23 protein-coding genes and 3 pseudogenes are annotated in these 23,965 nt (G+C 57.7%); 10 read left to right on the top strand and 16 right to left on the bottom strand.

The annotated features are described in order from the left end of the window. Nucleotides 1-56 precede the first annotated feature (56 nt). Nucleotides 57-1,133 carry an NADH:ubiquinone reductase (Na(+)-transporting) subunit F gene (locus C936_RS0111300; protein ID WP_018174271.1) on the top strand — a complete coding sequence of 359 codons (1,077 nt, stop codon included), beginning with the start codon at nucleotides 57-59 and terminating at the stop codon, nucleotides 1,131-1,133. Nucleotides 1,134-1,221: 88 nt separating this feature from the next. After that, nucleotides 1,222-1,401, top strand: a complete 180-nt coding sequence (locus C936_RS0111295) for a (4Fe-4S)-binding protein (protein WP_018174272.1) — start codon at nucleotides 1,222-1,224, stop codon at nucleotides 1,399-1,401. A gap of 228 nt (nucleotides 1,402-1,629) precedes the next feature. On the opposite strand, the gene C936_RS15145 is transcribed toward C936_RS0111295, so the two are convergent. Next, on the bottom strand, nucleotides 1,630-1,830 hold the full coding sequence (locus C936_RS15145) for a hypothetical protein (RefSeq protein ID WP_231362972.1): 201 nt from the start codon (nucleotides 1,828-1,830) through the stop codon (nucleotides 1,630-1,632). On the opposite strand from C936_RS15145, the pseudogene C936_RS14735 reads away from it, so the two are divergent. The 3 genes and pseudogenes from C936_RS14735 to C936_RS15195 form a co-directional block, all read left to right on the top strand. Next, nucleotides 1,735-2,658 (top strand): annotated as a pseudogene (locus C936_RS14735) (beta-ribofuranosylaminobenzene 5'-phosphate synthase family protein); the annotation flags it as partial. The gene C936_RS15145 and the pseudogene C936_RS14735 overlap by 96 nt on opposite strands. A gap of 97 nt (nucleotides 2,659-2,755) precedes the next feature. Beyond that, a complete protein-coding gene (locus tag C936_RS0111280; protein WP_231363222.1) occupies nucleotides 2,756-3,616 on the top strand; it encodes an NAD(P)-dependent methylenetetrahydromethanopterin dehydrogenase in 861 nt (286 codons plus the stop codon). Further along, entirely contained in the window at nucleotides 3,603-4,742 is a 1,140-nt protein-coding gene (locus C936_RS15195; RefSeq protein WP_081617400.1) for an ATP-grasp domain-containing protein, read from the top strand. The genes C936_RS0111280 and C936_RS15195 overlap by 14 nt, the downstream gene beginning before the upstream one ends. On the opposite strand, the gene C936_RS14725 is transcribed toward C936_RS15195, so the two are convergent. Continuing rightward, the gene (locus C936_RS14725; protein WP_081616861.1) at nucleotides 4,739-5,443 is read right to left on the bottom strand and encodes a HisA/HisF-related TIM barrel protein; all 705 of its coding nucleotides are present in this window, start codon (nucleotides 5,441-5,443) and stop codon (nucleotides 4,739-4,741) included. The genes C936_RS15195 and C936_RS14725 overlap by 4 nt on opposite strands. Before the next feature lie 162 nt (nucleotides 5,444-5,605). After that, a complete protein-coding gene (locus C936_RS14720) occupies nucleotides 5,606-6,379 on the bottom strand; it encodes a (5-formylfuran-3-yl)methyl phosphate synthase (RefSeq protein ID WP_081616860.1) in 774 nt (257 codons plus the stop codon). Between the two features lie 403 nt (nucleotides 6,380-6,782). Here C936_RS14720 and folK point away from each other — a divergent pair, with 403 nt between their 5' ends. Then, nucleotides 6,783-7,328: a 2-amino-4-hydroxy-6-hydroxymethyldihydropteridine diphosphokinase gene (folK, locus tag C936_RS14715; RefSeq protein ID WP_081616859.1), complete on the top strand. Its 546-nt coding sequence runs from the start codon at nucleotides 6,783-6,785 to the stop codon at nucleotides 7,326-7,328. A gap of 144 nt (nucleotides 7,329-7,472) precedes the next feature. Here folK and C936_RS0111270 read toward each other — a convergent pair whose 3' ends face one another. The 11 genes from C936_RS0111270 to C936_RS0111220 form a co-directional block, all read right to left on the bottom strand. Next, nucleotides 7,473-8,666, bottom strand: a complete 1,194-nt coding sequence (locus tag C936_RS0111270) for a sensor histidine kinase (RefSeq protein WP_231363264.1) — start codon at nucleotides 8,664-8,666, stop codon at nucleotides 7,473-7,475. A 295-nt stretch (nucleotides 8,667-8,961) separates the two neighbouring features. Continuing rightward, complete coding sequence (gene gcvH, locus C936_RS0111265) at nucleotides 8,962-9,348, bottom strand: glycine cleavage system protein GcvH (protein ID WP_018174278.1); 387 nt, start codon at nucleotides 9,346-9,348, stop codon at nucleotides 8,962-8,964. Next, entirely contained in the window at nucleotides 9,329-10,753 is a 1,425-nt protein-coding gene (gene lpdA / locus C936_RS0111260; RefSeq protein ID WP_081616858.1) for a dihydrolipoyl dehydrogenase, read from the bottom strand. Before lpdA ends, gcvH begins: the two co-directional genes overlap by 20 nt. Nucleotides 10,754-11,181: 428 nt before the next feature. Then, entirely contained in the window at nucleotides 11,182-11,991 is an 810-nt protein-coding gene (gene fdhD / locus C936_RS0111255; RefSeq protein WP_018174280.1) for a formate dehydrogenase accessory sulfurtransferase FdhD, read from the bottom strand. A gap of 23 nt (nucleotides 11,992-12,014) precedes the next feature. After that, a complete protein-coding gene (locus tag C936_RS0111250; RefSeq protein WP_231362973.1) occupies nucleotides 12,015-12,308 on the bottom strand; it encodes a formate dehydrogenase subunit delta in 294 nt (97 codons plus the stop codon). 2 nt (nucleotides 12,309-12,310) lie between these two features. Further along, nucleotides 12,311-14,533 (bottom strand): formate dehydrogenase subunit alpha, encoded by a 2,223-nt coding sequence (fdhF, locus tag C936_RS14320; RefSeq protein ID WP_196800031.1) that lies wholly within the window; start codon nucleotides 14,531-14,533, stop codon nucleotides 12,311-12,313. Beyond that, on the bottom strand, nucleotides 14,484-15,200 hold the full coding sequence (locus C936_RS14425) for a 2Fe-2S iron-sulfur cluster-binding protein (protein ID WP_081616856.1): 717 nt from the start codon (nucleotides 15,198-15,200) through the stop codon (nucleotides 14,484-14,486). Before C936_RS14425 ends, fdhF begins: the two co-directional genes overlap by 50 nt. Beyond that, nucleotides 15,190-16,752, bottom strand: coding sequence for an NADH-quinone oxidoreductase subunit NuoF (locus C936_RS0111235; protein ID WP_018174284.1), 1,563 nt, complete (start codon nucleotides 16,750-16,752; stop codon nucleotides 15,190-15,192). The genes C936_RS14425 and C936_RS0111235 overlap by 11 nt, the downstream gene beginning before the upstream one ends. Next, the gene (locus C936_RS0111230) at nucleotides 16,752-17,261 is read right to left on the bottom strand and encodes a formate dehydrogenase subunit gamma (protein WP_231362971.1); all 510 of its coding nucleotides are present in this window, start codon (nucleotides 17,259-17,261) and stop codon (nucleotides 16,752-16,754) included. The genes C936_RS0111235 and C936_RS0111230 overlap by 1 nt, the downstream gene beginning before the upstream one ends. A gap of 382 nt (nucleotides 17,262-17,643) precedes the next feature. Further along, nucleotides 17,644-18,189, bottom strand: coding sequence for an OsmC family protein (locus C936_RS0111225; protein WP_018174286.1), 546 nt, complete (start codon nucleotides 18,187-18,189; stop codon nucleotides 17,644-17,646). Between the two features lie 320 nt (nucleotides 18,190-18,509). After that, nucleotides 18,510-19,049 (bottom strand): copper chaperone PCu(A)C, encoded by a 540-nt coding sequence (locus C936_RS0111220; RefSeq protein ID WP_018174287.1) that lies wholly within the window; start codon nucleotides 19,047-19,049, stop codon nucleotides 18,510-18,512. A gap of 470 nt (nucleotides 19,050-19,519) precedes the next feature. Here C936_RS0111220 and C936_RS15140 point away from each other — a divergent pair. The 4 genes and pseudogenes from C936_RS15140 to C936_RS0111200 all read left to right on the top strand — a co-directional run. After that, nucleotides 19,520-19,757: pseudogene (locus C936_RS15140) on the top strand (SOS response-associated peptidase); the annotation flags it as partial. Between the two features lie 298 nt (nucleotides 19,758-20,055). Further along, nucleotides 20,056-20,832 (top strand): DUF1326 domain-containing protein, encoded by a 777-nt coding sequence (locus C936_RS0111215; protein WP_018174288.1) that lies wholly within the window; start codon nucleotides 20,056-20,058, stop codon nucleotides 20,830-20,832. 77 nt (nucleotides 20,833-20,909) lie between these two features. Next, nucleotides 20,910-21,728 (top strand): DUF2182 domain-containing protein, encoded by an 819-nt coding sequence (locus C936_RS0111210; RefSeq protein ID WP_018174289.1) that lies wholly within the window; start codon nucleotides 20,910-20,912, stop codon nucleotides 21,726-21,728. A gap of 80 nt (nucleotides 21,729-21,808) precedes the next feature. Continuing rightward, nucleotides 21,809-22,919: pseudogene (locus tag C936_RS0111200) on the top strand (IS3 family transposase). 286 nt (nucleotides 22,920-23,205) lie between these two features. Here C936_RS0111200 and C936_RS0111195 read toward each other — a convergent pair. Both C936_RS0111195 and C936_RS0111190 read right to left on the bottom strand, forming a co-directional pair. Then, the gene (locus C936_RS0111195) at nucleotides 23,206-23,469 is read right to left on the bottom strand and encodes a Txe/YoeB family addiction module toxin (protein ID WP_018649541.1); all 264 of its coding nucleotides are present in this window, start codon (nucleotides 23,467-23,469) and stop codon (nucleotides 23,206-23,208) included. Beyond that, complete coding sequence (locus C936_RS0111190) at nucleotides 23,466-23,708, bottom strand: type II toxin-antitoxin system Phd/YefM family antitoxin (RefSeq protein ID WP_018139194.1); 243 nt, start codon at nucleotides 23,706-23,708, stop codon at nucleotides 23,466-23,468. The genes C936_RS0111195 and C936_RS0111190 overlap by 4 nt, the downstream gene beginning before the upstream one ends. Nucleotides 23,709-23,965 lie beyond the last annotated feature (257 nt).

The raw sequence follows: 23,965 nt of genomic DNA, 5'->3' as shown, positions 1-23,965 counted from the left end.
GCGTAAGGATTTACTTCTTCATATCCCCTCGTAAACGTTGGCAAGGACACTGTCTTATGTTTGGATTATTTGCCCGCAAGGGTCCGTTCAAGGCTGACATCAAGCCTTCCGGCAAAGCGTTGACGGTCCAGCCTGGTGACAACCTTCTGAAAGCGGCCCTGGACAATGGCATTGCGTGGCCTCATAGCTGCAGGGTTGGAAGTTGCGGGACCTGCAAGGCCAGGTTGGTTAGTGGAAAGATAAAACCTCTGGTGGACTTCAGTTATACGCTTGAGGAGGAAGACTTGGATGCCGGTTGCATCTTGGCGTGCCAATCTTTGCTTAAGAGCGATATCGAGGTGGAAGTCGATCTTGAATCGGGCGAGCTGGTCTTGCCCGAACCGGGTCAGGTGGAAGGCGTAATAGGAGGATATCGGCGTCTGACACACGATATCGTTGAGGTGGGTGTGCGCCTTAATGATCCTCTCCCGGAGTATCTCGCCGGTCAGTATGCCGAGCTCGTCGTACCCGGCGTTATTAATGAGCCACGCAACTACTCCTTTGCCAGGGCACCGGAGACGGAAGAGTCCCGATCGGCAACGTTCTTCGTCCGCTACGTCCCGGGTGGCGTCATGACGACCTGGCTGTTTGGTGAAGACCGGACAGGCTCGCCTGTAACACTACGCGGACCTTTCGGAACCTTCTTTCTTCGCGAGACAGATGCCCCGATGCTTTGTGTCGCAGGGGGTAGTGGTCTTGCGCCGATAAAAGCGGTACTTGAGCAGGAGTTTTCCAGGCCAAGTCGACGAAAGGTAACTGTCCTGTTCGGGGCGCGGACGCAGGAGGATCTTTATTGCTTGGACGAGATGAAAGCCTTCGAGTCCAAAGGCGCGGGTGACTTTCAGTTTGTTCCTGTTTTGTCGCTTGAATCGGAGCAGAGCGATTGGGAAGGTCGGCGGGGTAACGTTACCGACACGATAACGGAGGTGATATCGAATCTGGATGGGTACGAAGCGTATCTTTGTGGGCCACCCCCGATGGTAGATGCTGGAATATCGGTTCTGAGACGAGCTGGTCTGGAAGAGTCAAAAATTCACTTCGACAAGTTTCTGGACAGCTCCCACAAGCCGAGGGCCGGAAGTGAGGTCGCATAGTGGGTTCCAAAGAGAACGTGCATTGTTATCGCGCTAGGTATATTGCAAGCCGCGACTGATGCGGGTAAAAGTGAGAAAGGAGAGCACGATGAAGGTGATTTGGGATAGCAATAAGTGCATTCATAGTGGGAATTGCGTGAACAGTTTGCCCACGGCGTTCTTTATTCAAGATGATAAGCTGATTGTGAAGCCGGAGAATGCCAGCTGGGAGGAGGTTCTTAAGGTGGTGTCCGCTTGCCCAGCGAAAGCTTTTACTGTGAAGGAGTAACATGAAGTCGCAGGGGTTCTCTAGGTCCGTACAAGGAGCACCTCTGGCGTCGGGCGAGCAAGGTCAGGTTGGCTCTGTAATCGCGGGTGAGCGGTTTCGAGGGTGGGCGTCGTTCACGGTCGTTGTTTTGGTGTCCCCAGCCAATCAACGTGGTTGCGTTTGGCAGTGCTCGGACGAATGGGCGAGGAGTAGGGGTGGAAAGGTGACGAGACCTGGGAGCGCCTGATGCTAGATTATGGTAATGCCAGGGAATTCCACGGTGCGGTTGCAAGGGTGTGCGCCCCAGCGCGTTTGCATCTTGGATTCCTCGATCTCAACGGGAACCTTGGCCGACGGTTTGGCAGCCTCGGACTCGCCATCGATACGTTTCAGACGCGTGTCGTGGTGGCTAGTGACGGTGAATACCTGGAAGAGATTGCGCGGCCGGATCTTGAGGGTCATACACAATCCCAGCGACGTGCCGAGACTTACTTGGATCGGCTGGCGACTCATTTTGGTCTATCGCCGCGGCGGTGGCGTGTCTGTGTAGAGGAATCTATCCCAGCACATTCGGGCATGGGCTCGGGTACCCAGATGTCTCTGGCGGTAGGGACAGCGCTACAGCGATTGGCGAACCTAGAAACGAATTCGAGAAATCTTGCGACGATCCTCGATCGTGGAGGGCGCTCGGGGGTTGGAATAGGTGCGTTTGATCTCGGCGGTTTCCTGATGGATTGCGGTCGAACGGAAGGGGGGGAACCTCCTCCGATCCTGTCGCGGATAGAGTTTCCGAGTGAGTGGCGGATTCTTCTGATTTTGGTGAATGATGTTCAGGGCCTGCATGGGAGTGCGGAGTCCGGAGGCTTTGCGCAACTTCCGGTGTTTCCCCAGGAACGAGCAGCACATCTGTGTCACATTGCCCTGATGCAGGTGGCGCCGGCTCTAATGGAACGGGATCTGGACGGATTTGGTAGAGGGATTGGGGAGATCCAGCGCACGGTGGGCGAGCACTTCGCGCCGGCACAGGGAGGGAGGTTCGCCAGTCCCGCGGTCGCAAGAGTTCTCGCCTGGGCTCAATCGCTTGGCTTTGAGGGTGTTGGGCAGAGTTCCTGGGGCCCAACGGGGTTTGTGATCTTGCCTGATGAAAGGACAGCTCAAGAGGTCAGCGCGAAGGCCAATCGCCGTTTTTCGGATGAGAAGTCACTGCATTTCCGCACTGTTGCAGCATCCAATCACGGCCGCAGGGTGTCCGAAGTCTGCCCGGAGGCTTCGCTCTAACCGGCCAGCTGTATCCCTCTAGTTTTAATTCACACAGAAGGCGAGGAAACGAATGACCCGACCCGCGATATTACATATGGTAACGCCTGAGGCGAACTTGAGTCCGTTTGACGCCAATATGGCGATCGATGCTGGCTGGGAGCACTGCCTCGCATATAACAACCTGGAACTGGCGGAGATTTCTGGCCTGACACAGGACGCCATCTTCTCGCGCGGCCCGAAAGGAGTACGCCGTACAGGTATGTTCGTCGGTGGAAGGGATCAGTTCCTGGCAATGGACATGCTAGATGCAGCACGCAGGTCGATGGTGCCACCTTTTGAGATCTCGGTATTTGCTGATCCGAGCGGAGCCTTCACGACCGCGGCCGGGATGATTGCTTGCGTCGAGGATTCGCTCTCTCGCGTCGAGGAAGAAGGGCTTGCTAACAGAAAGGTGCTGGTGTTCGGTGGAACGGGTCCGGTTGGGTCGGTATGCGGGACGCTCGCGTCGCGAGCAGGCGCGGATGTGAGCATTGTGAGCCATGAGAGCCTGACCAAGGCAAATGAGGTTGCACAGCAATGCAACGAGCGTTTCGGAACGAACCTCGAGGGTGCAGACGGATCGAATGACGGAAAAATACACACACTCCTTGCAGATGCAGAGGTTGTCTTCGGGGCAGCCAAGGCAGGAATTCAGGTTTTGAACGCCGGTCATCTCCAGTATGCTGCTCGGCTTCTCGTCGCGTGCGACGTCAACGCGGTACCTCCGGAGGGGATCGAGGGCGTTGGCGTGACGTCCAGTAGTGAGCCTCTAGAAGCGAGGTCAGGTTGTGCTCGAGCGATTGGGGCACTTGCTGTTGGCAACGTCAAATACAAGGCGCAGCAAGCGCTTCTGAAGCAAATGCTTACGACGGAGACGCCGGTCTACCTGCATTTCGACCACGCTCTTGAAGCTGCGCGCGGCAATGCAGGATCCTGAGCCGACACTTGTTCTGGCTGGGCACAGCGTACGTTCATTGGCGCAATCCGCGAGTGCAAGTGGGCTACGAGTTGTCGCGGTCGACAATTATTCCGATCTGGACACTCGCGAGGCCGCGTGGCGGGTGCTAAAGGTTCAAGGAACGATCGGGGAGACCCCAGAGCAACTCTTGCTTGGCACATTGGGGAAGCCGTTCGAGTCCGCAATGCTGATAGCAGGGGCGGGGTTCGAAGGAAAAGGAGGCTCACTAGTGGAGTTAGAACGCCGGTTCCATGTAGTGGGGAATCTCCCTGAAGTGTGGAACATGGTAGACACACCGGATAGGTTCGCAAAGGTACTGGACGACCTGGACATTCCTTATCCCGAAACTCGAATGGACGAGCCGGAGCAACTGGATGGCTGGCTTTTCAAGACTCGCTCGAGTTGCGGAGGCATGGGTGTTTACCCGGCGAAGAAGGGTATCAGTCAATCGGGCTGCTATCGCCGATATATCACAGGTAAACCCGCATCGGTCTTGTTCGTTGCGGATGGGCATCGAGCTCAAATTCTGGGCTATCACCATCTCTTGCTGACCCGGATGCCTGGGCGGCCGTACCTGTACGCTGGTGCAGTAGCAATGCAAGGCGTACCAGCTTCTCTGGAGAGTACCGTCAGCCATTGGGTGACGGCGCTTACAGCAAGGCTCGGGCTGCGGGGTTTTAATGGTGTGGACTTCATGGTCAATGCAGCAGGAAGGCCCTGGTTTCTGGAACTTAATCCGCGTCCTACCGCCACCATGGAATTGCATGAGCCCCGGTTGCGGAGGGGAGGGTTGGTTGCATATCACCTGCGGGCATGTATGGGACAACTACCGAAGCCGCTTCCAGTCGACAGTCTGACCCGGGGCTTTCGCATCCTGTTCGCGAAGCAGGAAGTTCGCATCGGACCCGTTCAGTGGCCGGGCTGGAGTCAAGATCGACCCGCGACTGGCACATTAGTGGGGGTGGGTGAGCCAATATGCTCTATATCGGGAGAAGGCCGATCCGCTCTGGAGACTCGAACGATTCTGGCGAAGCGGTCAAGATGGCTACGGGCAATGTTGTTTGCGCGCGAGCCGGGAGTCGTTGAGCATCGACTTGAGGCTTAATCGCTTCCGACCAATGCTGCAACCTCCTTATGGGTGATCTGTCCGTTATGCAAAGATGTGGCAAGTAACGCGCCCGCCGCACCACGTTTCTTCAGTGTAGCTAGATCTCGGGCATTCCTTATCCCTCCAGCGACGAACCACCCAACCGAAGGGGCCGCGCGTTGATATCTCGACAGCCTCGTTAGGTTCGGCCCATGCGCAGTGCCGACACGCGAGATGTCCATCAAAATGGTTTCCCCCGTCCAGAAGCATGCCTGCTCCTCCAGTGTCGGCGGACCCAGAAATTGTCCTTCGGCAAAATCCAGTGAAAGTACCGTTTGTCTACCCGATTCTGGGTCGGCCAAGTAGAATGTATCCACAAGGTTTTCGCTACCGATAACGGGCAGGATGCCAGGTTTAGAAAGCAGGGGTTCAAGATCCCCATGCTGCCGGATTCCCGCATCAACCCAAAGCGTTGCTGGTGAAATCTCGGCGGCGATGTCGTGGAGCAAACCTGCTTGAGAGCCGCGCCCCTGGATTGCATCGAGATCCGCAATGTAGATCAGATCCAGGCCGAGCACGACCGTATAATATCGTGCAAGCGTCAGTGCATCTCCGTCTGCGCACGTTGGAGTCCGTAGCGGCTGATAGGTGTCTCGATGTCCGCGGCGAGCGTGGACTGCCTCGCCTCTCAGAAGGTCAATGACCGGAATTACCTTCATTGCGCAGGTGCTCCCCCGGCAAGGCTTTTGATCGGTAGGCTTAATGTACGGTCGTATGACCACCTCGTGGGACCGCTCGGGCTATCATGACACATCGTCTCCCATGTCCGTGCCTTTGCGCTTCCGCGAGTAAGCTTTCTGGGGCCACCCAAGAGCGAAGGCTCAAGGATAACTTATCAGCCCCTGCTCAGACATGTAATCGCTTGGGCCCCGGTGGGGAGCCGTGAAAATGCGGCCTACATTGCGGACACGTTCGTGGTCGAGTGTGCTCGATCTACCCTCTGTACATAGAGCCGATCGAAAGCCGATTAGATCGGGTCCTAGACGCAGTAAACGTGGAACCTCGTGACCTTGCAAGGAGCCGGCAAGGCCACAAAACATCCCGAGATCATGCGAGCGGTCAATAAACCGAGCAAGCGTTGAAGTAGACAAGTGCTGGCAAAGGCTGCCGGATGTTTTTGCGTTGGTGTCTAACATTACACCAGCGAATCCCATGTCCCTTAATAGAGTAAGCCAACCAAGACAAGGCTCCAAGTCTGCGAGCAATACGGCAACCAGGTTGTGGGTGGCACAATATCCGTGCGGTAACGTCGATACGAATTCATTCACGTCAGAGATTCGTGGAAAGCCTACTTTTACGTAGTTTGCGCCTGCGTCAAAGCGTTCCATCACGGCGCGCCGCATCGATGCTGGGTTCATGCCAGGCTCGCCTATGGTGGCGCTGATTGGCTTTCGTCCTGCTGTGAACCGGATGACCTTTCTCAATTCGGACAGCTTGACAGCGCCCAAGGCTCCGTTCGACGGTTCCTTCATGTCGATCACATCAACATTATTTCTCATCGCAATCTCGGCTTCAGAGCGATCACGCACACTGGCAAGGAAGAGAGGTCGAGACGGATTGGTTGTGATGGGCGGTGCCCGGAGTGCGCGGTTCATGTCGGAAGGGTTCTCGCGAAAGAGATGGCATCAAAAGGGCAGCAAATAATATGCCAACGCGTACCGATGGGTATGCGAGGTCTTCGGTCAATGTGTTCAATGTAGTGGCAAGGCAAGGGGGCTCCTTGCTGAGGCAGCACCTTGTCATTCTGTACCGTTTTCGGGACACAGACAGTGACACTTGTTCTGGCCCAGAGCCAGTGACTGACATGAGTCGGAGCGCCAGCCGGGAGACTTGCACAGGCCACATGAGGGCTAATCTCAGGTGGCGTAGAAATTGCGTCTAGAGTGCCGATTACAAGCAGAGCAGCCCCAGACCATTCCGGGCACTGAAGCAACCTGACTGGCGATCGATCGAGGGAAGAGCTTGGACGACTCTGGCGTTTATCGATGAGGATGAGTAATGGTACGCATCAATGGGATCCGTTCGTATGTGGCTTTGGGGAGCAATCTGGATGGTCCGATTACCCAAGTAACCAAAGCCGAGGACCGACTTGGCGAAATTCCGCAGTCCCGCGTAGATCGTATCTCCTCACTCTACCGCACTGAGCCAGTAGGGCCATCAGGGCAACCGGATTTCATCAATGCAGTGGCATGTTTAGAGACCGAGCTTTCGCCCTTCGATTTGCTGGATCATCTTCAGAAAATCGAACGCATCCATCAGCGTGCACGGGGGCAAGTATGGGGTCCCCGTACTCTTGATCTGGATTTGATTCTTTATGGGAACGAGGACATCGCATGCGAGCGGCTTATCGTTCCGCATCAGTATCTATTGTGGCGAAGTTTTGTATTGTATCCGCTAGCTGAGATCGCTCCGGATCTTGTCCTTCCTAATGGGGTCTTGATTAAAACGCACGTGGCCTTATGCAGGATGGAAAGGCCTCGTTTGGTTGATCCGTTTCTGAACAAGAGTGGAATCGGGCGCCCTCGCGACAGGGTCGGGATGTAAATGTGTCGGGATAGTTTTGATTATAGCGGATATCGGTCTTGCGGTATTGTTTTAGAGGATGCACTTCATTCGGGTTGTTCCGCTAGCCTAGAGTACATGACGCTATATCTAAAACCGTGTTTTGGTTGTCTTTCTGGCTTTGTGCTATTTGTTTTCGTTTGGTGGAGTAGGCGAATCAGCTTTGAGGGCCTGCAAGTGTTGGTGCATGGGGTGTGTAACAGTTGGCAGGGTGATTTGAATCGAAAGGCCCACATCTTTCGTATCCGACTGGACATTGAGCTCGCCTCCATGGCCTTCGATAATTGAGCGACTGATGGGCAGTCCCATACCCATTCCCGTTTCTTTCGTAGTAAAAAAAGGTTCGAATACACGCAGCAGAACATGGGAGGGCATTCCAGGGCCTGTGTCTTGAACGTCAAGGAATACTTTGTGGCTTTCTGACGATGTGCGTATCACGAGATGTCTGAGGGACGGGGGTGTCTCGTCCATGGCTTCTACAGCGTTTCGGATAAGGTTAAGTAAGACCTGTTCTAACTGGATTGGCTGAACTTCGATGCAGGGAAGTTCAGGTTCGAGGTCTAGGTGCAGCTGGACATGGTGAAGGTTGATCTCCGGGCGGGCGATCAAAATTACGCTATGAAGGATGCGATTGAGGTCTTCCAGGGACTGCTTGGGCGGATCCTTGTTTACGAAGTGACGTAAGCCTTGGATGATTTCAGCGGCACGGTTGGCCTGGCTGCTAATAGACTCGAGAGGGGAGGTGAGTTCGTCTGGTGTACATGCGTTGGAATTTAAGTGGCGTAGGCAGCCATTGGCGTAGTTAGCGATAGCGGCAAGAGGCTGATTAAGCTCGTGTGCTAGGCCAGATGCCATTTCGCCCATAGTATTGATGCGGGCGGCACGCGCGAGCTCTCGGTAGTGCAGGCGCACACCATCCTCAGCGAGCTTACGGGGCGTGATGTCACGCGTGATTCCGAGCAGCGCAACAATGGCACCATCGGCGTCAAGTAGCGGCGCAGCGTGGGTTTCCATCCACCTCCGCCTTCCCTTAAGGCTTACAATCTGGAATTCGAGAACGCCCGATTCGCCGTCGAACACGCGGCGAGTCAGGTCGCGATAGGCCTCACGGAACTCGGGGGCGACCATCTGATAAACGGAAGTGCCAATGATCTGTTGCGGTTTATTGGCATCCAGGAGGGCAAGGCCTGCTGGATTCATTTCAAGTAGTCGGCCCTCTAGATTCTGGAGCTTGACGCACTCTGGCTCAGTATCGATTATCTGTCGCAGGCGTGCCTCATGTTCAGCTAGACGGTTTTCCGTTCGGTGCCTTTCGTTCACCTCGCGCTGCAGCTCCTGTGCCGTGCGTCGGAGGCGGACATTGAGGCGAAACGTGTGAATTGCGCCCAAGGCCACCAGGATTACGGCAGCGCCTACGATCCAGAGGTAGTCGAAGGGTATGGACTCCATAATTAGCAGTTAAGCACATTAAACGCGGTAGAACACTTGGTGCTCGCAATGCGGCAGTGCAGGCGTAGCGAGTAGAACTGTTACGGTCGGAAGGCTCCCGTGCGTAGGCAGAGAGGGCACCGAGTGCGGAGAATGCCCATTGATAGAATGTCCGAATCTACGGCAGTCAGTCGTCCACATGCCTCTGGTACGTGTCGACGTCCATGAGTCCAACGGTTGCATCCGCGGAAGCCGGTCTGATTCTGACAAGCCAGCCACTTCCATAGGGTTCGCTGTTGGCGAGTTCCGGCTGGTCTTCAAGGTCGTCGTTTCGTGCTGTGATCACGCCGGAAACGGGGCAAATCAGGTCATTGACTACCTTTACGGACTCGACGGTCCCCATTGGGACGCCGCACTCAACCTGGCTACCCACCTCCGGCAGGTCGAGGTAGAGTACGTCTCCTAGCTTGTCCTGCGCGTGGTCGCTTATGCCGACCAGCAGGGTCCCGTCATCTGATGGAAGGCACCACAGGTGGTCTTCATGAAAGAGGCAGCTATCCGGCGGTACGCTCATAGAGGTCCTCCTTGGGTTCAGCCTTAGGTACGGGTGGCTTGTGTATCGAATGCCCGAGTGCGTCTTCCGCCGCCTCGAAGACCGCTTCCGACAGGGTCGGGTGGGCGTGGATGGCGTCCGTGAGCGCGCGTACGTTTGCACCTTGCTGCATCAGTACCACCGCTTCGTGGATTAATTCCGAGGCATGGCTTCCCACGATGTGTACGCCCAGGAGCCGCCCGTCGCGTTCGTCCGTGATGACCTTTACGAAACCTGTAAGGGCATCGAGCGCGTGGGCCTTGCCCAGTGCGCGAAACTGAAAGCTTCCCGTGCGAACGGGGTGTTGCTCCCGCGCTTGAGCCTCGGTCATGCCGATACTGGCGACTTCGGGATCAGTGAAGGTCACCCGAGGTATCAGGGCGGGATCCAGAATAGACACTGGGCGGCCGAGCATATGATCCACAGCACGTTTGGCCTGTGCCGAGGCGGCATGTGCTAGCTGGATCTGCCCGGTGACATCACCCGCCGCATAAACGCCAGGGAGGGAAGTTCTAAGAAAGGGGTCGACAGATACGGAACCGTTGCGACCCAGTTTCACACCCAGCGCTTCCAGCCCCAGCTCTTTCCCGGCCGCCCGTCTCCCGAATGCTACCAGAGCGCGTTCGGCTGTAATCGTGGATCCACCGCCCACTTCGCATGCGACGCCATCCTCTGTCACTTGGAGTGAGTCGATCGTTGTTGATCCGAGGAAACGGATCTTGCGCTTCTTCATTTCGCGTGCGATGAGTCCCGAGGATTCGACATCCTCCATAGGGATTGGCCGAGTGGCCATTTCTACTACCGTGACCTCGACACCAAGGGTTTGGAAAATGAACGCAAGTTCGCAGGCGATAACGCCACCACCGGCTACAAGCAAGGTGGCGGGCAGATCGCTCCACGCCAGCGCCTCGTCGCTGGTGACGATTCGTCGGTCGTCGAATGGGATACTGGGAGGACGGATGGGCACGGCGCCGGTTGCCAACAGCACGAAATCACCCTTTATGGTTCTTTCAGCGACACGAACTTCCCGGTCACCTGTCAGGACTCCGCGACCGGGAAGGGTAGTTACGTGGCGACCGCGCAATAGCGCCTCGATGCCCTTGACGTTTAACGAGATAACTTCTCCCATACGAGAGCTCAGGCGAGTCCAGTCGCCTTGAGGGGGCTCTCCCATGGTGATGCCAAGCTTTGCGGCGGCCTTGAGGCGATGCAACAGATCACAAGTGGCGACCAAGGTCTTGGTCGGTATACAGCCACGCTGCAGGCAGGTGCCGCCTAGGTCATCGTCCCCGACCAGGGTGACTTTCATGCCCCCGTCCGCGGCATGAAGAGCGGCGGCATAACCCGCAGGACCTGCTCCCAGTATGATCAAGTGTGGTGAACTCATCAGATCGTCTTTCGTCTTGTTGGGGCCCGCAAGCCTGGCAGTGTTCCTGCGATACGCAGACTTCAGGCCCTACAAATAGCAATGCACCCATGACCCCCCGACGCCGCAGGGGTGAAGGTGTCAGAAAGCATGCTCGCCCGTTCGCTCACAGAATCATGCCGACCGATTCGACGGTTTCTTTCAACGTCTGGTAGCGAGGCGGTCCACGTACTAATTGCAAGTGTACAGAGTCACGTTCGCCAGCAACCTCCGTAACGTGGCCTATAGGGCAGCGTAGTTCTACGTACGGTCGGTCTTGAATAGGCGACTCAGAAAATCGGAGCCTGCGTTCAAGGGTGGATCACGCCAGGTAGTACAGGATGTTCCTGGGGTGCGTGGGTCTCATATATGTGGTCACAGCGATTAAGTTCACCTTTTCAGTGAAACCGTTATTGAATGCGGTTGGCACCGTGAAAGATATTGAAGCCATCTTCTCGAAGAAATCCCACCAAGGTGACGTTGTATTCTTGAGCGAGGTCGACGGCCAGAGAGGAGGGTGCGCCGACGCCTGCCAGCAGTGGGCAGCCTGCCATCAGGGTTTTCTGCATGAGCTCAAAGCTGGTACGGCCGCTAACCAGAAAGCCGATATCCTGCAGAGGCACTCGACTGTCCAGCAGCAAGCGACCAATCAGCTTGTCCATAGCGTTGTGGCGGCCAATATCCTCGCGCACCAGCAGGATTTCGCCCTGTGAGTTAAACGCAGCAGTGGCGTGGTTACCCCCAGTTTGTCGGAACAGTAGCTGGTGCTCGCGCAAGGAGTTTCCCAAGCGACATAGGGTCGAAGGGGAAGGACTGAAGTCGTCGCCTACTACGGCTTTCGCACCTTGTAGACCGACTGCCTTTAATGTGGCTTTTCCACAGAGCCCACAGCTTGAACTTGTATAAAAATTCCGCTCTAGGCGCTCCAAACTGACGGAGATGTTTTCCTTGAGCTCGATGGTGACGATATTGTTCCAGCGAGTATCGACAGATTCGATGTCGGTAGCAGTGGTGATGATGCCTTCGCCAAAGAGAAACCCGGTGGCCAGCTCTAGATCATGCCCGGGTGTACGCATCGTTACGTAGAGGCTCTTACACTGCCGCCCGTGTTGGGGGTGCGTGTAGCCCAGTCGGATCTCCAGGGGCATTTCGACTGCCAGAACTTCGTCGATTGCGATGCGGTTGGCTCCACGTTGGCGCAGTATGGGGGTGACGGCCATGCCAGGATTCTGGTGAGGCATCGCTACGCCTTGGGGGGCCCATAATAACCACTCTGCTCTTCTTTCTGGTCTTGGAGCAGTTGCGCTGCCTGTATCACACGTTCTTCCAGCCCAGTGCCTCCGGCATCGATGTGTTTGAAAAGGGCATGCCGCATACGCGGGTCCCAATAGGTGCGCAGGTGGTTTCGCAAACCTTCCCGTGCACGCTCTGGAGGATAAGGCGCGAAGAAGTCACTTATCTGGTTGGCCATCATAATGAGATGGTCGAGATCAATGACCTCTCGGTGCGAGATTCCCGAATCGGCAGGCTCGACCATGATCAAGCTCCCTCTCGTGCCGTTTCCGCCGGTGAATGTTCTTCTGGCCGTGCACCACGGTGCTCCCTTGCGGAGCTGGTGGGAGGGCGGTCGTTGCTGACGGAAACCTTGACCACATCCACAGCCGTAACTTTGTACTCGGGGCAGTTTGTCGCCCAGTCCGACTCATTGCTGGTCAGAGCATTGGTCTTGGACTGTGCGTGGTGGAAGGTTGTGTAGACGACGCCTGGGTTGACCCGGCTGGATTCCGTGACGCGAAGTTGGGTCGATCCAAAGCGGCTTGTTACCTTGACTCTGTCGCCGTTGTGCAGGCCGCGTGCATGCATGTCATCTAGTGCCATTTCGAGTACATCTTCCTGATGCCAGAGGGAATTCGCGGTGCGGCGTGTCTGCGTGCCCACATTGTATTGGCTCAGAATCCGCCCCGTAGTCAGTAACAGAGGGAATTGCTCGGTTACGTGCTCGCGAGTGGGAACGAACCCGGTCAACATAAACGTGCCGAGTCCGTTTGCTCGCGGAAATTTGCCCATGTGGAGCACTTCGGTGCCTTCCGGAGCGTCCTTGTTGACGGGCCACTGCGCGGACCCGACACGGTCGAGTAGTTCGAAGCTGGCTCCGCCATAGGCTGGAGAGAGCCGAGCAAGCTCGTCCAGGACTTCTCCCGCATTGTCGTAATGCACGTCGTAGCCCATGGCATTCATGAGCTGCACCGTTACCTCCCAGTCCTGGTAACCGGCTAGGGGTTCCACTACCTTGCGTACCCGCCCAATGCGGCGTTCGGCGTTGGTGAAGGTACCGTCCTTTTCCATGGAGCTGCTGCCTGGAAGAAAGACGTGGGCGTACTTTGACGTCTCGTTCTCGAATATGTCGTGAACGATCACGCACTCCATGTTTTTGAGCGCGGAAACGATATGGTTTTGGTTGGGATCCGATTGAACCGGGTCCTCACCCATTATGTACATGCCCTTGAAGTGGCCCGTGAGTGCGGCGTCGAACATATTGGGCAGGCGGAGTCCCGGTTCGCCGTCGAGCTGAACTCCCCATTCGCGTTCGAAGCTCGACCGGGTGGCTTCGTCAGTGACGAATCGGTATCCGCTGAACACGTGGGGCCAGCTGCCGAGGCAGCTGCCACCCTGGACGTTCCCCTGTCCTCTAAGCGGGTTAACGCCGACACCTTCACGCCCGTACATGCCGCAGGCAAGGCCCAGATTTCCGAGGCACATGACACCAGTGGAGCCTTGAGAGTGCTCGGTAACGCCAAGTCCGTAGTAGACGGTGCTGCGCGGCCCTGTGGCGTAGAGTCTGGCCGCGCGACGGATCTCGTCGGGATCGAGGCCTGCAATGGGCCCGACGGTCTCGGGCGCATAGTCTTCGCTCCCGACGAGTTCGGCCCAATGCTCGAACTCCTGCCATTCGCAACGGGCCTTGATGAACTCGGGCTTGTACAGCTTCTCGTGGACGATGACGTGCGCAAGGCTGTTCAATACGGCCACATTGGTGCCAGGGCGCAAGGGCAGGTGTATGTCGGCGTGACAGTGAGGACTGTCTACCGTCTCCGTACGGCGTGGATCAATGACGATGAGCTTCGCCCCCTGGCGGATGCGGCGCTTCATCATAGAGCCGAACACCGGGTGCCCCTCGGTGGGATTTGCGCCCACAATCATGATGACATCGGCCTGAAGAACCGAATCAAAGTGCTGGCTCGCCGCGCCTGCGCCGACCGTGGCCGTGAGGCCGAACTGAGTCGGGGAGTGGCAGATGCGAGCGCAGTTGTCGATATTGTTGTTTCCCAGGACAGCCCGGACGAACTTCTGGGTGAGGAAGATCTCCTCGTTTGTGCAGCGGGAGCTCGACACTCCCCCAACCGAACCACGCCCGTAGGTGGCCTGGATTCTTTTGAGTTCGCTTGCGGCATGCGAGAAGGCTTCGCCCCATGTGACCTTTTGCCAAGGCTCATCGATGCTCTTGCGGATCATCGGTGTTGTGACGCGGTCGGGATGCCGATAGTAGTCATAGGCAAAGCGCCCCTTGACGCAGCTATGGCCGTGATTGGCCTTGCCTTCCTTCCAGGGAGTCATCCGGACGATCTCGTTGCCAATGGTCTCGGCCTTGAAGCCGCAGCCCACTCCACAGTAGGGACAAATGGTGACCGTCTCCTTTTCTGGCTTTCTTGGATTAGGCACGTTCGTATCCTCCTGCAAACAGGCTTTTTTCAACAAGTGCATGGCTGGGGCACGCCTGGACGCAGGCCCCGCAACTGACACACTCGGATTCCATGAAGGGATCGTCCTGACTGGCCGCGACCTTGGAGTCGAAGCCGCGGCCCTGAATGGTCAGGGCGAAGGTGCCCTGTATTTCCTCGCAGGCACGGACACATCGGCTACAGACGATGCACTTGGCCGGGTCGAACAGGAAGTAGGGGTTTGAATCGTCGACGGGCAAGTCAAAATGGACTCGACCTTTACCGTACCCATGGGTCTTGATACCGATTTCTTCCAGGGTCCGGTGGAACTCACTCCAACCGTCAGGGATCTCTGATTCCGGGAAGTCGGAGAGATAAAGTTCGATGATGCCCTTGCGGAGCTGCGTCAGTCGCTCCGACTTGGTTTTCACTTTCATCCCGGGTTCCACCACCGTTGTACAACTCGCCGGGTAGCCACGCCGATCTTCGATCTCGACGACGCATACGCGGCAACTGCCGAAAGACTCGAGCATGTCGGTCGCGCACAGTTTCGGTACCGGGGAGCCCGCAGCGGTGGCAGCAAACATTACCGAACTGCCTTCCGGTACGGTTACCTCGATGTCGTCTACGGTCAATGTGACGGGCTGCCCCTCACGTGGCGGTGTGCCATAGTCCACGCCTTCGCGCAGCCCGCGTACTTCATTCCACATGACTCGTCTCCGCAGCAGTGTCCAGGCCGAAATCCTCGGGAAATATGCGCATCGCCGACGTCACGGGAAGATGTGCCATGCCTCCCAAGGCGCATAGGCTGGTGTTTTCCATGACATCGAGCAGGCCAAGCAGTTGGTTATGGTTGGCCGCTTTGTCCTGGTCGAGAATGATCCGCTCAATGAGTTCCGTGCCGCGGGTAGAGCCGACGCGGCAGGGGGTACATTTGCCGCAGCTCTCGATTCCGCAGAACTCCATAGCGAAGCGTGCCTGTTCGGCCATATCCACGGTATCGTCGAACACGACGATACCGCCGTGGCCTACGATGCCGAAATTCTCGGCCAGCTGTTCGTAATCCAGAGGAAGGTCGAAATCCTTCTCGCCGAAATAGGCGCCTAGGGGACCACCGATCTGTACGGCCCGCGCCGGTCGTCCGCTGGCCGTTCCGCCACCAAAATCCTCTATGAGCTCTCGCAAGGTCACGCCAAAGGCCTTTTCCACCAGGCCGGGTGTCCGCAGGTTGCCTGCGAGCTGGATCGGCAATGTGCCTCGGGAACGCCCAACCCCGAAATCGGCGTAATACTTCGCGCCGCGGTCCAGGATGATCGGTAAACTGGCCAGAGAGACGACATTGTTTACGGCGGTTGGCATCCCGAAGAGGCCTTTGATGGCCGGCAGGGGTGGCTTTGGACGAATCATGCCTCGCTTGCCCTCGAGAGACTCCAGCATGGAGGTCTCTTCGCCACAAATGTAAGCCCCCGCTCCTACGCGCACCTCGATGTCGAATGCCGTGCCTGAGCCGCATATGTCGTTTCCGAGCCAGCCGGCATCTCTGGCAACCTGGATCGCTTTGTGCAGCGTCTGGACTGCATGCGGGTATTCGGACCGAACGTAGATATATCCAATGGTGGCGCCCACTGCGTGGCCGGCGATGGTCATGCCTTCGATCAGCGCGAAGGGATCGCCTTCCATGATCATTCGGTCACTGAATGTTCCGGAGTCCCCTTCGTCTGCGTTGCAGGCGATATATTTCTGGGGTGCCTCGGCTCTGAGCACTGTGTCCCACTTGATCCCTGTGGGAAATGCTGCACCACCACGGCCACGCAACCCCGATTCCGTTACCTCCCGAACAATTTCCGCGGGAGAGAGATCAAGGGCATGCTGTAGGCCGCGATAGCCCGCATGTGCGGTGTAGTCGTCAAGTGAAAGGGGATCGGTTATGCCAACGCGGGCAAAGGTCAGACGTTCCTGACGCTTCAGCCAGGGGATTTCTTCGGTGAGCCCAAGGCCAAGCGTATGGTTGCCACCATGTAGAAACCCGCCCTCGAAAAGAGTGGACACGTCGTTTGGGGTTACAGGACCGTAAGCGACTCGGCCTTCGGGAGTCTGTACCTCCACCATGGGTTCAAGCCAGACGAGCCCTCGGCTACCGTTGCGTACGACGCGCACGTCCTCCCCGCGCCGGATCGCCTCGGCGTTGAGAGCCTCGGCCGTTGCATCTGCGCCCAGGGCAATAGCGGCCGCATCGCATGGTACGTAGACAGTAGTACTCATCAAGCCTCTTCCCTTTTTGGTGTCAGACACTGTTTCACAGCATCCAGTGTGGCTCGACCAACCGGCGTGTCATCGATCATCACTGCGGGGGAACACGCGCAGAGTCCGAGACAGTAAACGGGCTGCAGGGTTACCCCTCCGTCAGGAGTCGTTTCTCCAAGGGAACAGCCAAGCTCGACTTCAAGGTCGGTCGTCAGCGAGCGGCTGCCCATCGCCTGGCAGGATTCTGCCTGACAAATCTTGATGACCTGGCGACCGGCCGGCGCGGTCCGGAAATCGTGGTAGAAGCTGATAACGCCGTGAACTTCGGCGCGCGACTGGTTCAGCGCGCGCGCGATATGCGGAACCGATTCCGGAGGGATGTAGCCAAACAGATCCTGGATCTCGTGCAGGATGGGCATGAGGTTCCCGGGGACCCCGTGCCAGTGCTCAAGAATCCCGCGAATCAGCGTGGTGTCGAAGGGTAGCTCGGATTCCCGACCGCTAATGGCAACCATTTCTCGTTTCAATCCTCTATCCCCCGTGTCCTTTTGCATCGTACCCGTTGAGCTTTAATTTCCGAGCCCTGACCTTCAGCTATGCGGTGCACGGGAGAGTCTGGAGTTATAGGTTTCGTCCCGGACGCCAATCGCAGGTTTTCCTTTCGGCATACCCAGAACCGGTCTGTCCCAGTGGCCCGTGTTGGGGCATGCAGCGAAGAGAGCCTGTATAGTGCTTCTCGGTCACTGCGAATTCCTCTGGTGGGAGTCCACCCGGACTGGATTGCCCCAAAATGAATGGCTGGCAGGCGACGGCTGGCCCCGATCGGGCAGCCCTTTTGGCATATTGCCGGTAGGGCGGCAGCTCGGCTTGAGTGTTGCCGAGTCCACCGTCAACCGGATGGGATCGAAGTCAACCTGCCGTTGCGGCTTCCAGCTCCAGGCTCTTGCCATTGACTTTGACCTTGCCTTCCACCTCAACGCTACGCACAAGGGTGTCAAGCACCGGGCAGTGAGATTCAACCATCTCGATTAATTTGCCCAAGGTGGCCGCGTCCGCCGGGGAATCGATATGGGTCTCGAAGAACACTTTCTGGTAACCGGCAGGGACGCTCTCGTCGATGGCGAACAGTCCGCGCAGATCCAAATGACCTCGGAGTTTCACCTCTACGCCGTTAAGGGGAATATCCATCACGGACGCGTAGGCGCGATACATGATCTCCTGACACGCGCCCAGTGCCACGAGGACCAGTTCGACCGGATTGGCCGCGGTGTCTGCGCCCCCCAATTCGGGCGGTTCGTCTACAAAAATTGGTTCGAATTCACGGACCTTCGCAGAGCAGCGCATGTCCTCTTCGAGATGGGTGTCTGCGCGGAAAACGACCTTGGCAGCACTTCCATCTCTCTGGAGCCCTGCCATCGTCTCCATAAGGGCAGCTTTGACGGTTGACTGTGACATTTTCAGATCCTCATCAAGGAATAGTGGCGAATAGCCGGAATACCTCATCGCTTTCGACGGCCATTTGGATAGAGCTTAGAGTCACCGGCAATCACCCAACAATCAGGTTAAATCCCTATGCGTACCGGTAATCTTACGGGGTGCTTCCGCGCTCGTTCCGCTCTTGCCCGGCAGGAGTTGGCGGGCGGTCTGCTCAACGTTAGTCGACCGAACCGTAATGGTGTGATGCGAGAAGGGCCATGCAGGTTGGTGGTTGCCTCACGCAGCAGCGCAGGGATGCCTGAATCGAACTGAAAATCCTGGATTCGTGTTTGCGGGTCTCAGCGAGATAGGGGAGTCGCGCTTACGCGCGCTTCGATGTGAATGTCCTCAATGCCTTCAACATAAAGCGTAATCGGAACTGTCTGTCCTTCCTCAAGAGGCTCAACAAGGTCGATCAGCATCAAGTGCTTGCCGCCCATTTGTAACTCGACTTCTTTGTTTGCCGGAATGACGATATTTTCTACTTCGCGCATACGCATCCCGCCACCAGAATCGTGCACGTGGTTGTGCAACTCGACCCTCTTGGCGGCCGGCGATTCCGCCGCGACGATACGTAGATCGTCGTCCGTCTTATTGCGCAATGTCATGTAAGCCCCTGTGTTGGGCCGGTTGCCTTGCAGCAACCGAACCCAGGCGTCGGCAACCAGCTCAATGCCAGCCGGGCAGTCGCATTCAGCGATGTCGGAGCCATGATGTCCCGGCTCGTGGTGCGCGACTAGTGCAGGGCTCCACGTCGCGAGACAGACAAACAGGAGTGCGATCGTCCCAGTTGTGGGCGAATGTAAGTGCTTCTGGTTATTTATGTTTTGAAGATTCATGGCGGACTCTCGTTAACTTAATGGAAATGGTGGTAGAGGTCGCTGATCAGCCTGCGAGCAGTGTACTCAATCAGATGAGTGAATCGGTCTGTCCAGTGGGGCCACTACCGATTCCATTCGGCTCTATCTTTGTGTCCGTAAAACCGATCGTTGGGAGATTGATTTGAAGGATTATGCTGGCACGAACAGATTCAAGAACATTGGTGGTTTTGCGTGTTCCTATGGGTATTCTTGCGTATGCTCGGGTAGGAGCGTGTGGCTGAGCACGACAAGGGGGCAGCGACGTCGTTTCAGTCTTGAATCGATGGCCCCATCCCTTCACCGGCGCTCTCGGGGTAACCCGACAGGGTATGCGGCCGAGGTTGGACCATGCCAAGAACGCCGACGAGATTGTGTTGGCTATTCTAGTGGGATCGCGCGCGGGACTTTGTAGCGAACCTCTGTGAGGTTCTCGGGCCACGCGCGGATGCGTGACGCGCAACAGCGCGACCAGCGAGCTGGAGATGTGGTGCTTCCAGGTGCCGGCCCACGTGGCTTTCGATGCGCCTCGGTACGGCGTCGCACCTGGCACGGACTGCGAAGCGTTCCGTGCCGGAGATGAAACACCCGCCACCTGCCGCGATGTTTTGGGGCTTTCGAACCAAAAGGGTGAGGGACGGTCCTCGCCTGATCAACGCAAGGGCGGTGGACATTAAGGCCGCGCGCTTCGCTTATGGACTGAAAGCCGGCGACGCTGGTGTTGCGCTGGTGACCCTGGAGCAGCCTGGCCCCGTAGTTTTACCCGTACAATTTTCCGCCATCAGAGGCTATAGGACAGTGCGTGGCGTAGTCGAAAGGGCGATTGTCGTGCCACCACCTCTCGAAACCTTCCGCAAACTACGCATCGCAGGGGGCTGCCAAGTGGGCCAGCCCCAAGGCGTCAAAAGCGCAGGGTGGCATATGGGCGGTGCGAATCGATCAGCGGGAATCGCGCGCTGCCGTCCAGCCAAGATGGAGGCCGTAGTCGATGACTGATGAAAAAGAGAAAACTTTTGCCGACGAAAACGGCACGGAGACCAGCACCGGTCGCAGATCGTTCCTGAGCAGGTTAAGCGCGGTCCCAATCCTTGGAATCGCCCCGGGGATGTTGTTGTCCGGTACCGCAAGCGCGGATAAGGACTCGGGGTCCAATGCCGGCAAAGATGCGAAGACGTATCACCTTTCCGGGTACTATTTCGAAAGCTGCAATTGCGAGAGCTTTTGTCCCTGTCTACTGCTTGACGATCCGACGCATGGCTACTGCCAGGCCTTCCCTGCATGGCATATAGAAGAGGGATACCTGGGCGACGTGGAGCTCAGTGGCCTGAATGTCGCCGCATGGCTTTATTCGCCCGGAAACCTGGCCGACGGTAACTGGCAGCTCGCCCTCTACATCGACGAGCGTGCGGACGAACAGCAGCGTCAGGCGTTGACGGAGTTGTGGCAAGGCAAGCACGGCGGATACCTGGAAACCATCGCCTCGCTCGTCGGTGAGTTGATGGGTGTGAGCTCGGCCAAGATTGACGTGCAAACGGACGGCAACCTGCGCACCATGAAGGTTGATGGCGTAGGTGGGGTCGAAATGGCCGCGGTCGAAGGACCTGAAGGCTCCACTGTGACTTTGACCAACACGCCACTCGCCGTCGCGCCGGGGTATCCGGTTACCATTTCCCGGTCCAAGGAGTGGAGTTACAAGGACCACGGCTACGCAGTGCGTTTTTCCGAAACAGTGGGTCTCTCGTCGGAGTTCACTTACTACGCCTGAAGCGGTCCAGGCCCGGGGCGCCGCGCGCCGTTGCCCCGGGTCGAAGAAGCATGAGTACCTGATTGGAGCCATTGTTGATGCCGCCTTCCGCAGATGGGGATGCGCTCTCCGACAACGCGCGCACTGGGATATACGTACGTTTGAAGGACCGCTTGGTGGTCTTTGCTGGCATCGGTGCGGTCAGCGTCACTGCGTGGGCCTACATGATCTACATGTACGTCCAGATGGGCAGCATGCATGGCATGGAAGACATGTGGATGGCGCCCACCGGTGGCGCTCCTTGGGCGCTGATCGATTTCTGGCTCACTTTCTCCATGTGGGCCGTCATGATGGTGGCCATGATGGCACCGAGCAGCGTGCCGATGGTCACGATGTTTGCGACCATCAACCGTCGCCGCCGGGCCAATCGACAAGCGTACGTGCCCCCGGCCGTGTTCGTGATCGGTTATCTCCTGGCATGGATGGCATTCGCAGCAGCCGTTACCCTGCTTCAGTGGCCATTGCACTCGTATGCCTTGCTGACGCCGATGATGGATAACGCCAGCACCAATTTGGCTGCTGTCGTGCTGCTCGCCGCTGGTGTGTACCAGCTCACACCCTTGAAGGACGCGTGTCTGACGAAATGCCAGACACCGGTCGCCTTTCTCATGACCCGTTGGCGCGACGGCGTGGGTGGTGCGTTGCAGATGGGTTTGCGCCATGGTGCGTACTGCGTTGGTTGTTGCTGGGCGGTGATGCTGGTTATGTTTGCGGTCGGTGTGATGAATCTGCTCTGGATGGCACTCATTGCCTTGTTTGTGCTTCTTGAGAAGGTCTTGAAGAGCTGGTCGCGGCCGCTGCGCGTTGGAAGCGGTGTGCTCCTGATCGGGTGGGCACTTTGGCTGATAAGTGGCTGAGTCGACCTGTCGCCTTCCCGTAAATTCGGTCCATTGAAAACTGAAGGTCTCCGGGCACACTAGAGCCCAAGGAGGCCGAGATGCGCAAGAGTCGGTTTACGGAAAGCCAGATTGTTCAGACGCTGAAGCAGGTCGAAGGCGGCCGGAAGGTGAAGGACGTCTGTCGGGAGATCGGGGTCTCGGAAGCGACCTAGTACCAGTGGAAGTCGAAATACGGCGGCATGGAGGCGGCCGAGGTTCGACGGCTGAAGGAGCTGGAGGACGAGAACAACCGGCTCAAGCGGATGTATGCCGAGCTGGCCCTGGAGAACACAGCCCTGAAGGACGTGATTGCCCAAAAAAGCTCTGAGCCCGGACGAGAAGCGCTGCGTGGTCACTGCGTTGACGCAGGAGCATGGGCTGAGTCAGCGCCGGGCCTGTCAGGCGGCCGGGGTTGCGCGGTCGGTGGTGCGGTATCGCAAGCAACCGGACCGGGACGATGCGGTGGTCGCGCTACTGCAGGAGCGGGTGGGACGCTATCCGGAGCGGGGCTTTGGCAAGCTGTTCAAGCTGATCCGGCGTCGGGGCCTGCCCTGGAACCATAAGCGGGTCTGGCGCGTGTACTGCGCTTTGAAGCTGAACCTGCGGCGCAAGGGTAAGCGCCGCTTGCCACCACGGGAACCCCGGCCCCTGGCGTCGACCGAGGCCCCCAACGCGTGCTGGTCAGCGGACTTTATGTCGGATGCGCTATGGGACGGACGGCGCTTTCGCACCTTCAACGTCGTGGATGACTTCAACCGGGAAGCGCTGGCGGTGGAGATCGATCTGAACCTGCCCGCACCCCGTGTGATCCGGGTGCTGGAGCGAATTGCGGCCTGGCGGGGCTATCCGCAGCAACTCCGCCTCGACAATGGTCCCGAGTTCGTCTCGGCCGCGATCGCCGACTGGGCCGAGCAGCGGGGCGTAGAACTGAGCTTCATCCAGCCAGGCAAGCCCATGCAGAACGGCTTCATCGAACGGTTCAACGGCAGCTACCGCCGTGGGGTCCTGGATCTCTACGTCTTCCGAACGCTGACCGAAGTCCGGGAACACACCGAGCAGTGGCTGCAGGACTACAACGAAACCATCCCCCACGAGTCGCTGGGGGATCTCACGCCGGTCGAATACCGGCAGCTACACCACCCGGAAACCTCTAGTTATGCGTGGACCTAATCCGGGGAAGTGGACAGTCCGCCGTCATGTCGGGCATGAGAAAATAAATCTGTCCCCTTTTTTGTTTTATGGACAAAAGGCAAGGCTTGACCCCGGAGCCCCTTGTAGGAGGCGAGCCCCCTCGCCGATCAGACGTGCCCAATGCCCCATCGCCCAGAGGGCTGGGCTCCTACGAGAGAAGGGGCTGTGGCGGCATTTGAACAAGGCGGGTGTCCTCTTTTCCGGTGTTCCGGATGGGCGATCATCTCGAAACCGCGCAGGGGCTATCCGGGATCGTGTAGCCGGGTTACTCGTAGTGGCTCCATAAACGAATCACCTTGACGACTCCCTCGTCTTCAAGCACCTGGTACGCCAACCGGTGTTGAATATTGATGCGCCGCGAGTACGCGCCGGAGAGATCACCCACCAGCTTCTCGAACGGTGGGGGCTTTCGATACGGATCTTCCGCGATCAGGGTCAGCAGTTCCTGTGCGTTCGGCTTCAGGCCGCTGGCCGCCAGCTTCTTCGCATCCTTTTGAGCCTGCCGGGTGTAGACCAACTTCCATGTCACCAATCCAGCTCCTCGTGGCATTCATCCGCCGGAGTATCCATCCCCTCGCGGATCGACTCGCGCATACCCGGCACCGATAGCAGGTACAGGGTCTCCTGAATGGCCGACCAGTCCGACTCGGATAGCAGGACCGCGTTGTTCCGCTTGCCGGTGATCACAATCGGCTCGTGGGATTCCGCCGTTTCGTCGATCAGCCGGTAGAGGTTGCTGCGCGCCTCTGTAGCCGTAATTCCCGTCATGGCGCACCTCGCAAGTGTGTGGGCTTCGACCAAGAGTACGCGTTGACGTACGTACCGTAAACCGTACGGGTATCCCGTCACTGCCAGACACCGCAGAAACTGCGGCAACCGTTCGGATCGTTCCAGGAATTGTCCTTTCGCCCAGCCTGGAAGGTCATCCCGGAAACCGCGCAACGGTTATCCGGGATCTCGGACACCGAGGCAGGAGTGTACGCCGGCTCTCCCCTTCGCTCCGGCCGGGATGACCGTTTGCCGCC

The sequence above is a fragment of the Thioalkalivibrio sp. ALJ4 genome (genome assembly GCF_000377225.1).
Classification (GTDB): domain Bacteria; phylum Pseudomonadota; class Gammaproteobacteria; order Ectothiorhodospirales; family Ectothiorhodospiraceae; genus Thioalkalivibrio.
The sequence above is the reverse complement of the archived record's forward strand: the minus strand, read 5'-3'. Positions and strand labels throughout refer to the sequence as shown.

What these genes read in the sequence shown, in the direction of transcription:
- C936_RS0111300 (WP_018174271.1), top strand. Translation starts at nt 57, where the DNA reads ATGTTTGGATTATTTGCCCGCAAGGGTCCGTTCAAGGCTGACATCAAG.
- C936_RS0111295 (WP_018174272.1), top strand. Translation starts at nt 1,222, where the DNA reads ATGAAGGTGATTTGGGATAGCAATAAGTGCATTCATAGTGGGAATTGC.
- C936_RS15195 (WP_081617400.1), top strand. Translation starts at nt 3,603, where the DNA reads ATGCAGGATCCTGAGCCGACACTTGTTCTGGCTGGGCACAGCGTACGT.
- C936_RS14725 (WP_081616861.1), bottom strand. Translation starts at nt 5,443, where the DNA reads ATGAAGGTAATTCCGGTCATTGACCTTCTGAGAGGCGAGGCAGTCCAC.
- C936_RS14720 (WP_081616860.1), bottom strand. Translation starts at nt 6,379, where the DNA reads ATGAACCGCGCACTCCGGGCACCGCCCATCACAACCAATCCGTCTCGA.
- folK (WP_081616859.1), top strand. Translation starts at nt 6,783, where the DNA reads ATGGTACGCATCAATGGGATCCGTTCGTATGTGGCTTTGGGGAGCAAT.
- gcvH (WP_018174278.1), bottom strand. Translation starts at nt 9,348, where the DNA reads ATGAGCGTACCGCCGGATAGCTGCCTCTTTCATGAAGACCACCTGTGG.
- lpdA (WP_081616858.1), bottom strand. Translation starts at nt 10,753, where the DNA reads ATGAGTTCACCACACTTGATCATACTGGGAGCAGGTCCTGCGGGTTAT.
- fdhD (WP_018174280.1), bottom strand. Translation starts at nt 11,991, where the DNA reads ATGGCCGTCACCCCCATACTGCGCCAACGTGGAGCCAACCGCATCGCA.
- C936_RS0111250 (WP_231362973.1), bottom strand. Translation starts at nt 12,308, where the DNA reads ATGGTCGAGCCTGCCGATTCGGGAATCTCGCACCGAGAGGTCATTGAT.
- fdhF (WP_196800031.1), bottom strand. Translation starts at nt 14,533, where the DNA reads ATGCACTTGTTGAAAAAAGCCTGTTTGCAGGAGGATACGAACGTGCCT.
- C936_RS14425 (WP_081616856.1), bottom strand. Translation starts at nt 15,200, where the DNA reads ATGTGGAATGAAGTACGCGGGCTGCGCGAAGGCGTGGACTATGGCACA.
- C936_RS0111235 (WP_018174284.1), bottom strand. Translation starts at nt 16,752, where the DNA reads ATGAGTACTACTGTCTACGTACCATGCGATGCGGCCGCTATTGCCCTG.
- C936_RS0111225 (WP_018174286.1), bottom strand. Translation starts at nt 18,189, where the DNA reads ATGTCACAGTCAACCGTCAAAGCTGCCCTTATGGAGACGATGGCAGGG.
- C936_RS0111220 (WP_018174287.1), bottom strand. Translation starts at nt 19,049, where the DNA reads ATGAATCTTCAAAACATAAATAACCAGAAGCACTTACATTCGCCCACA.
- C936_RS0111215 (WP_018174288.1), top strand. Translation starts at nt 20,056, where the DNA reads ATGACTGATGAAAAAGAGAAAACTTTTGCCGACGAAAACGGCACGGAG.
- C936_RS0111210 (WP_018174289.1), top strand. Translation starts at nt 20,910, where the DNA reads ATGCCGCCTTCCGCAGATGGGGATGCGCTCTCCGACAACGCGCGCACT.
- C936_RS0111190 (WP_018139194.1), bottom strand. Translation starts at nt 23,708, where the DNA reads ATGACGGGAATTACGGCTACAGAGGCGCGCAGCAACCTCTACCGGCTG.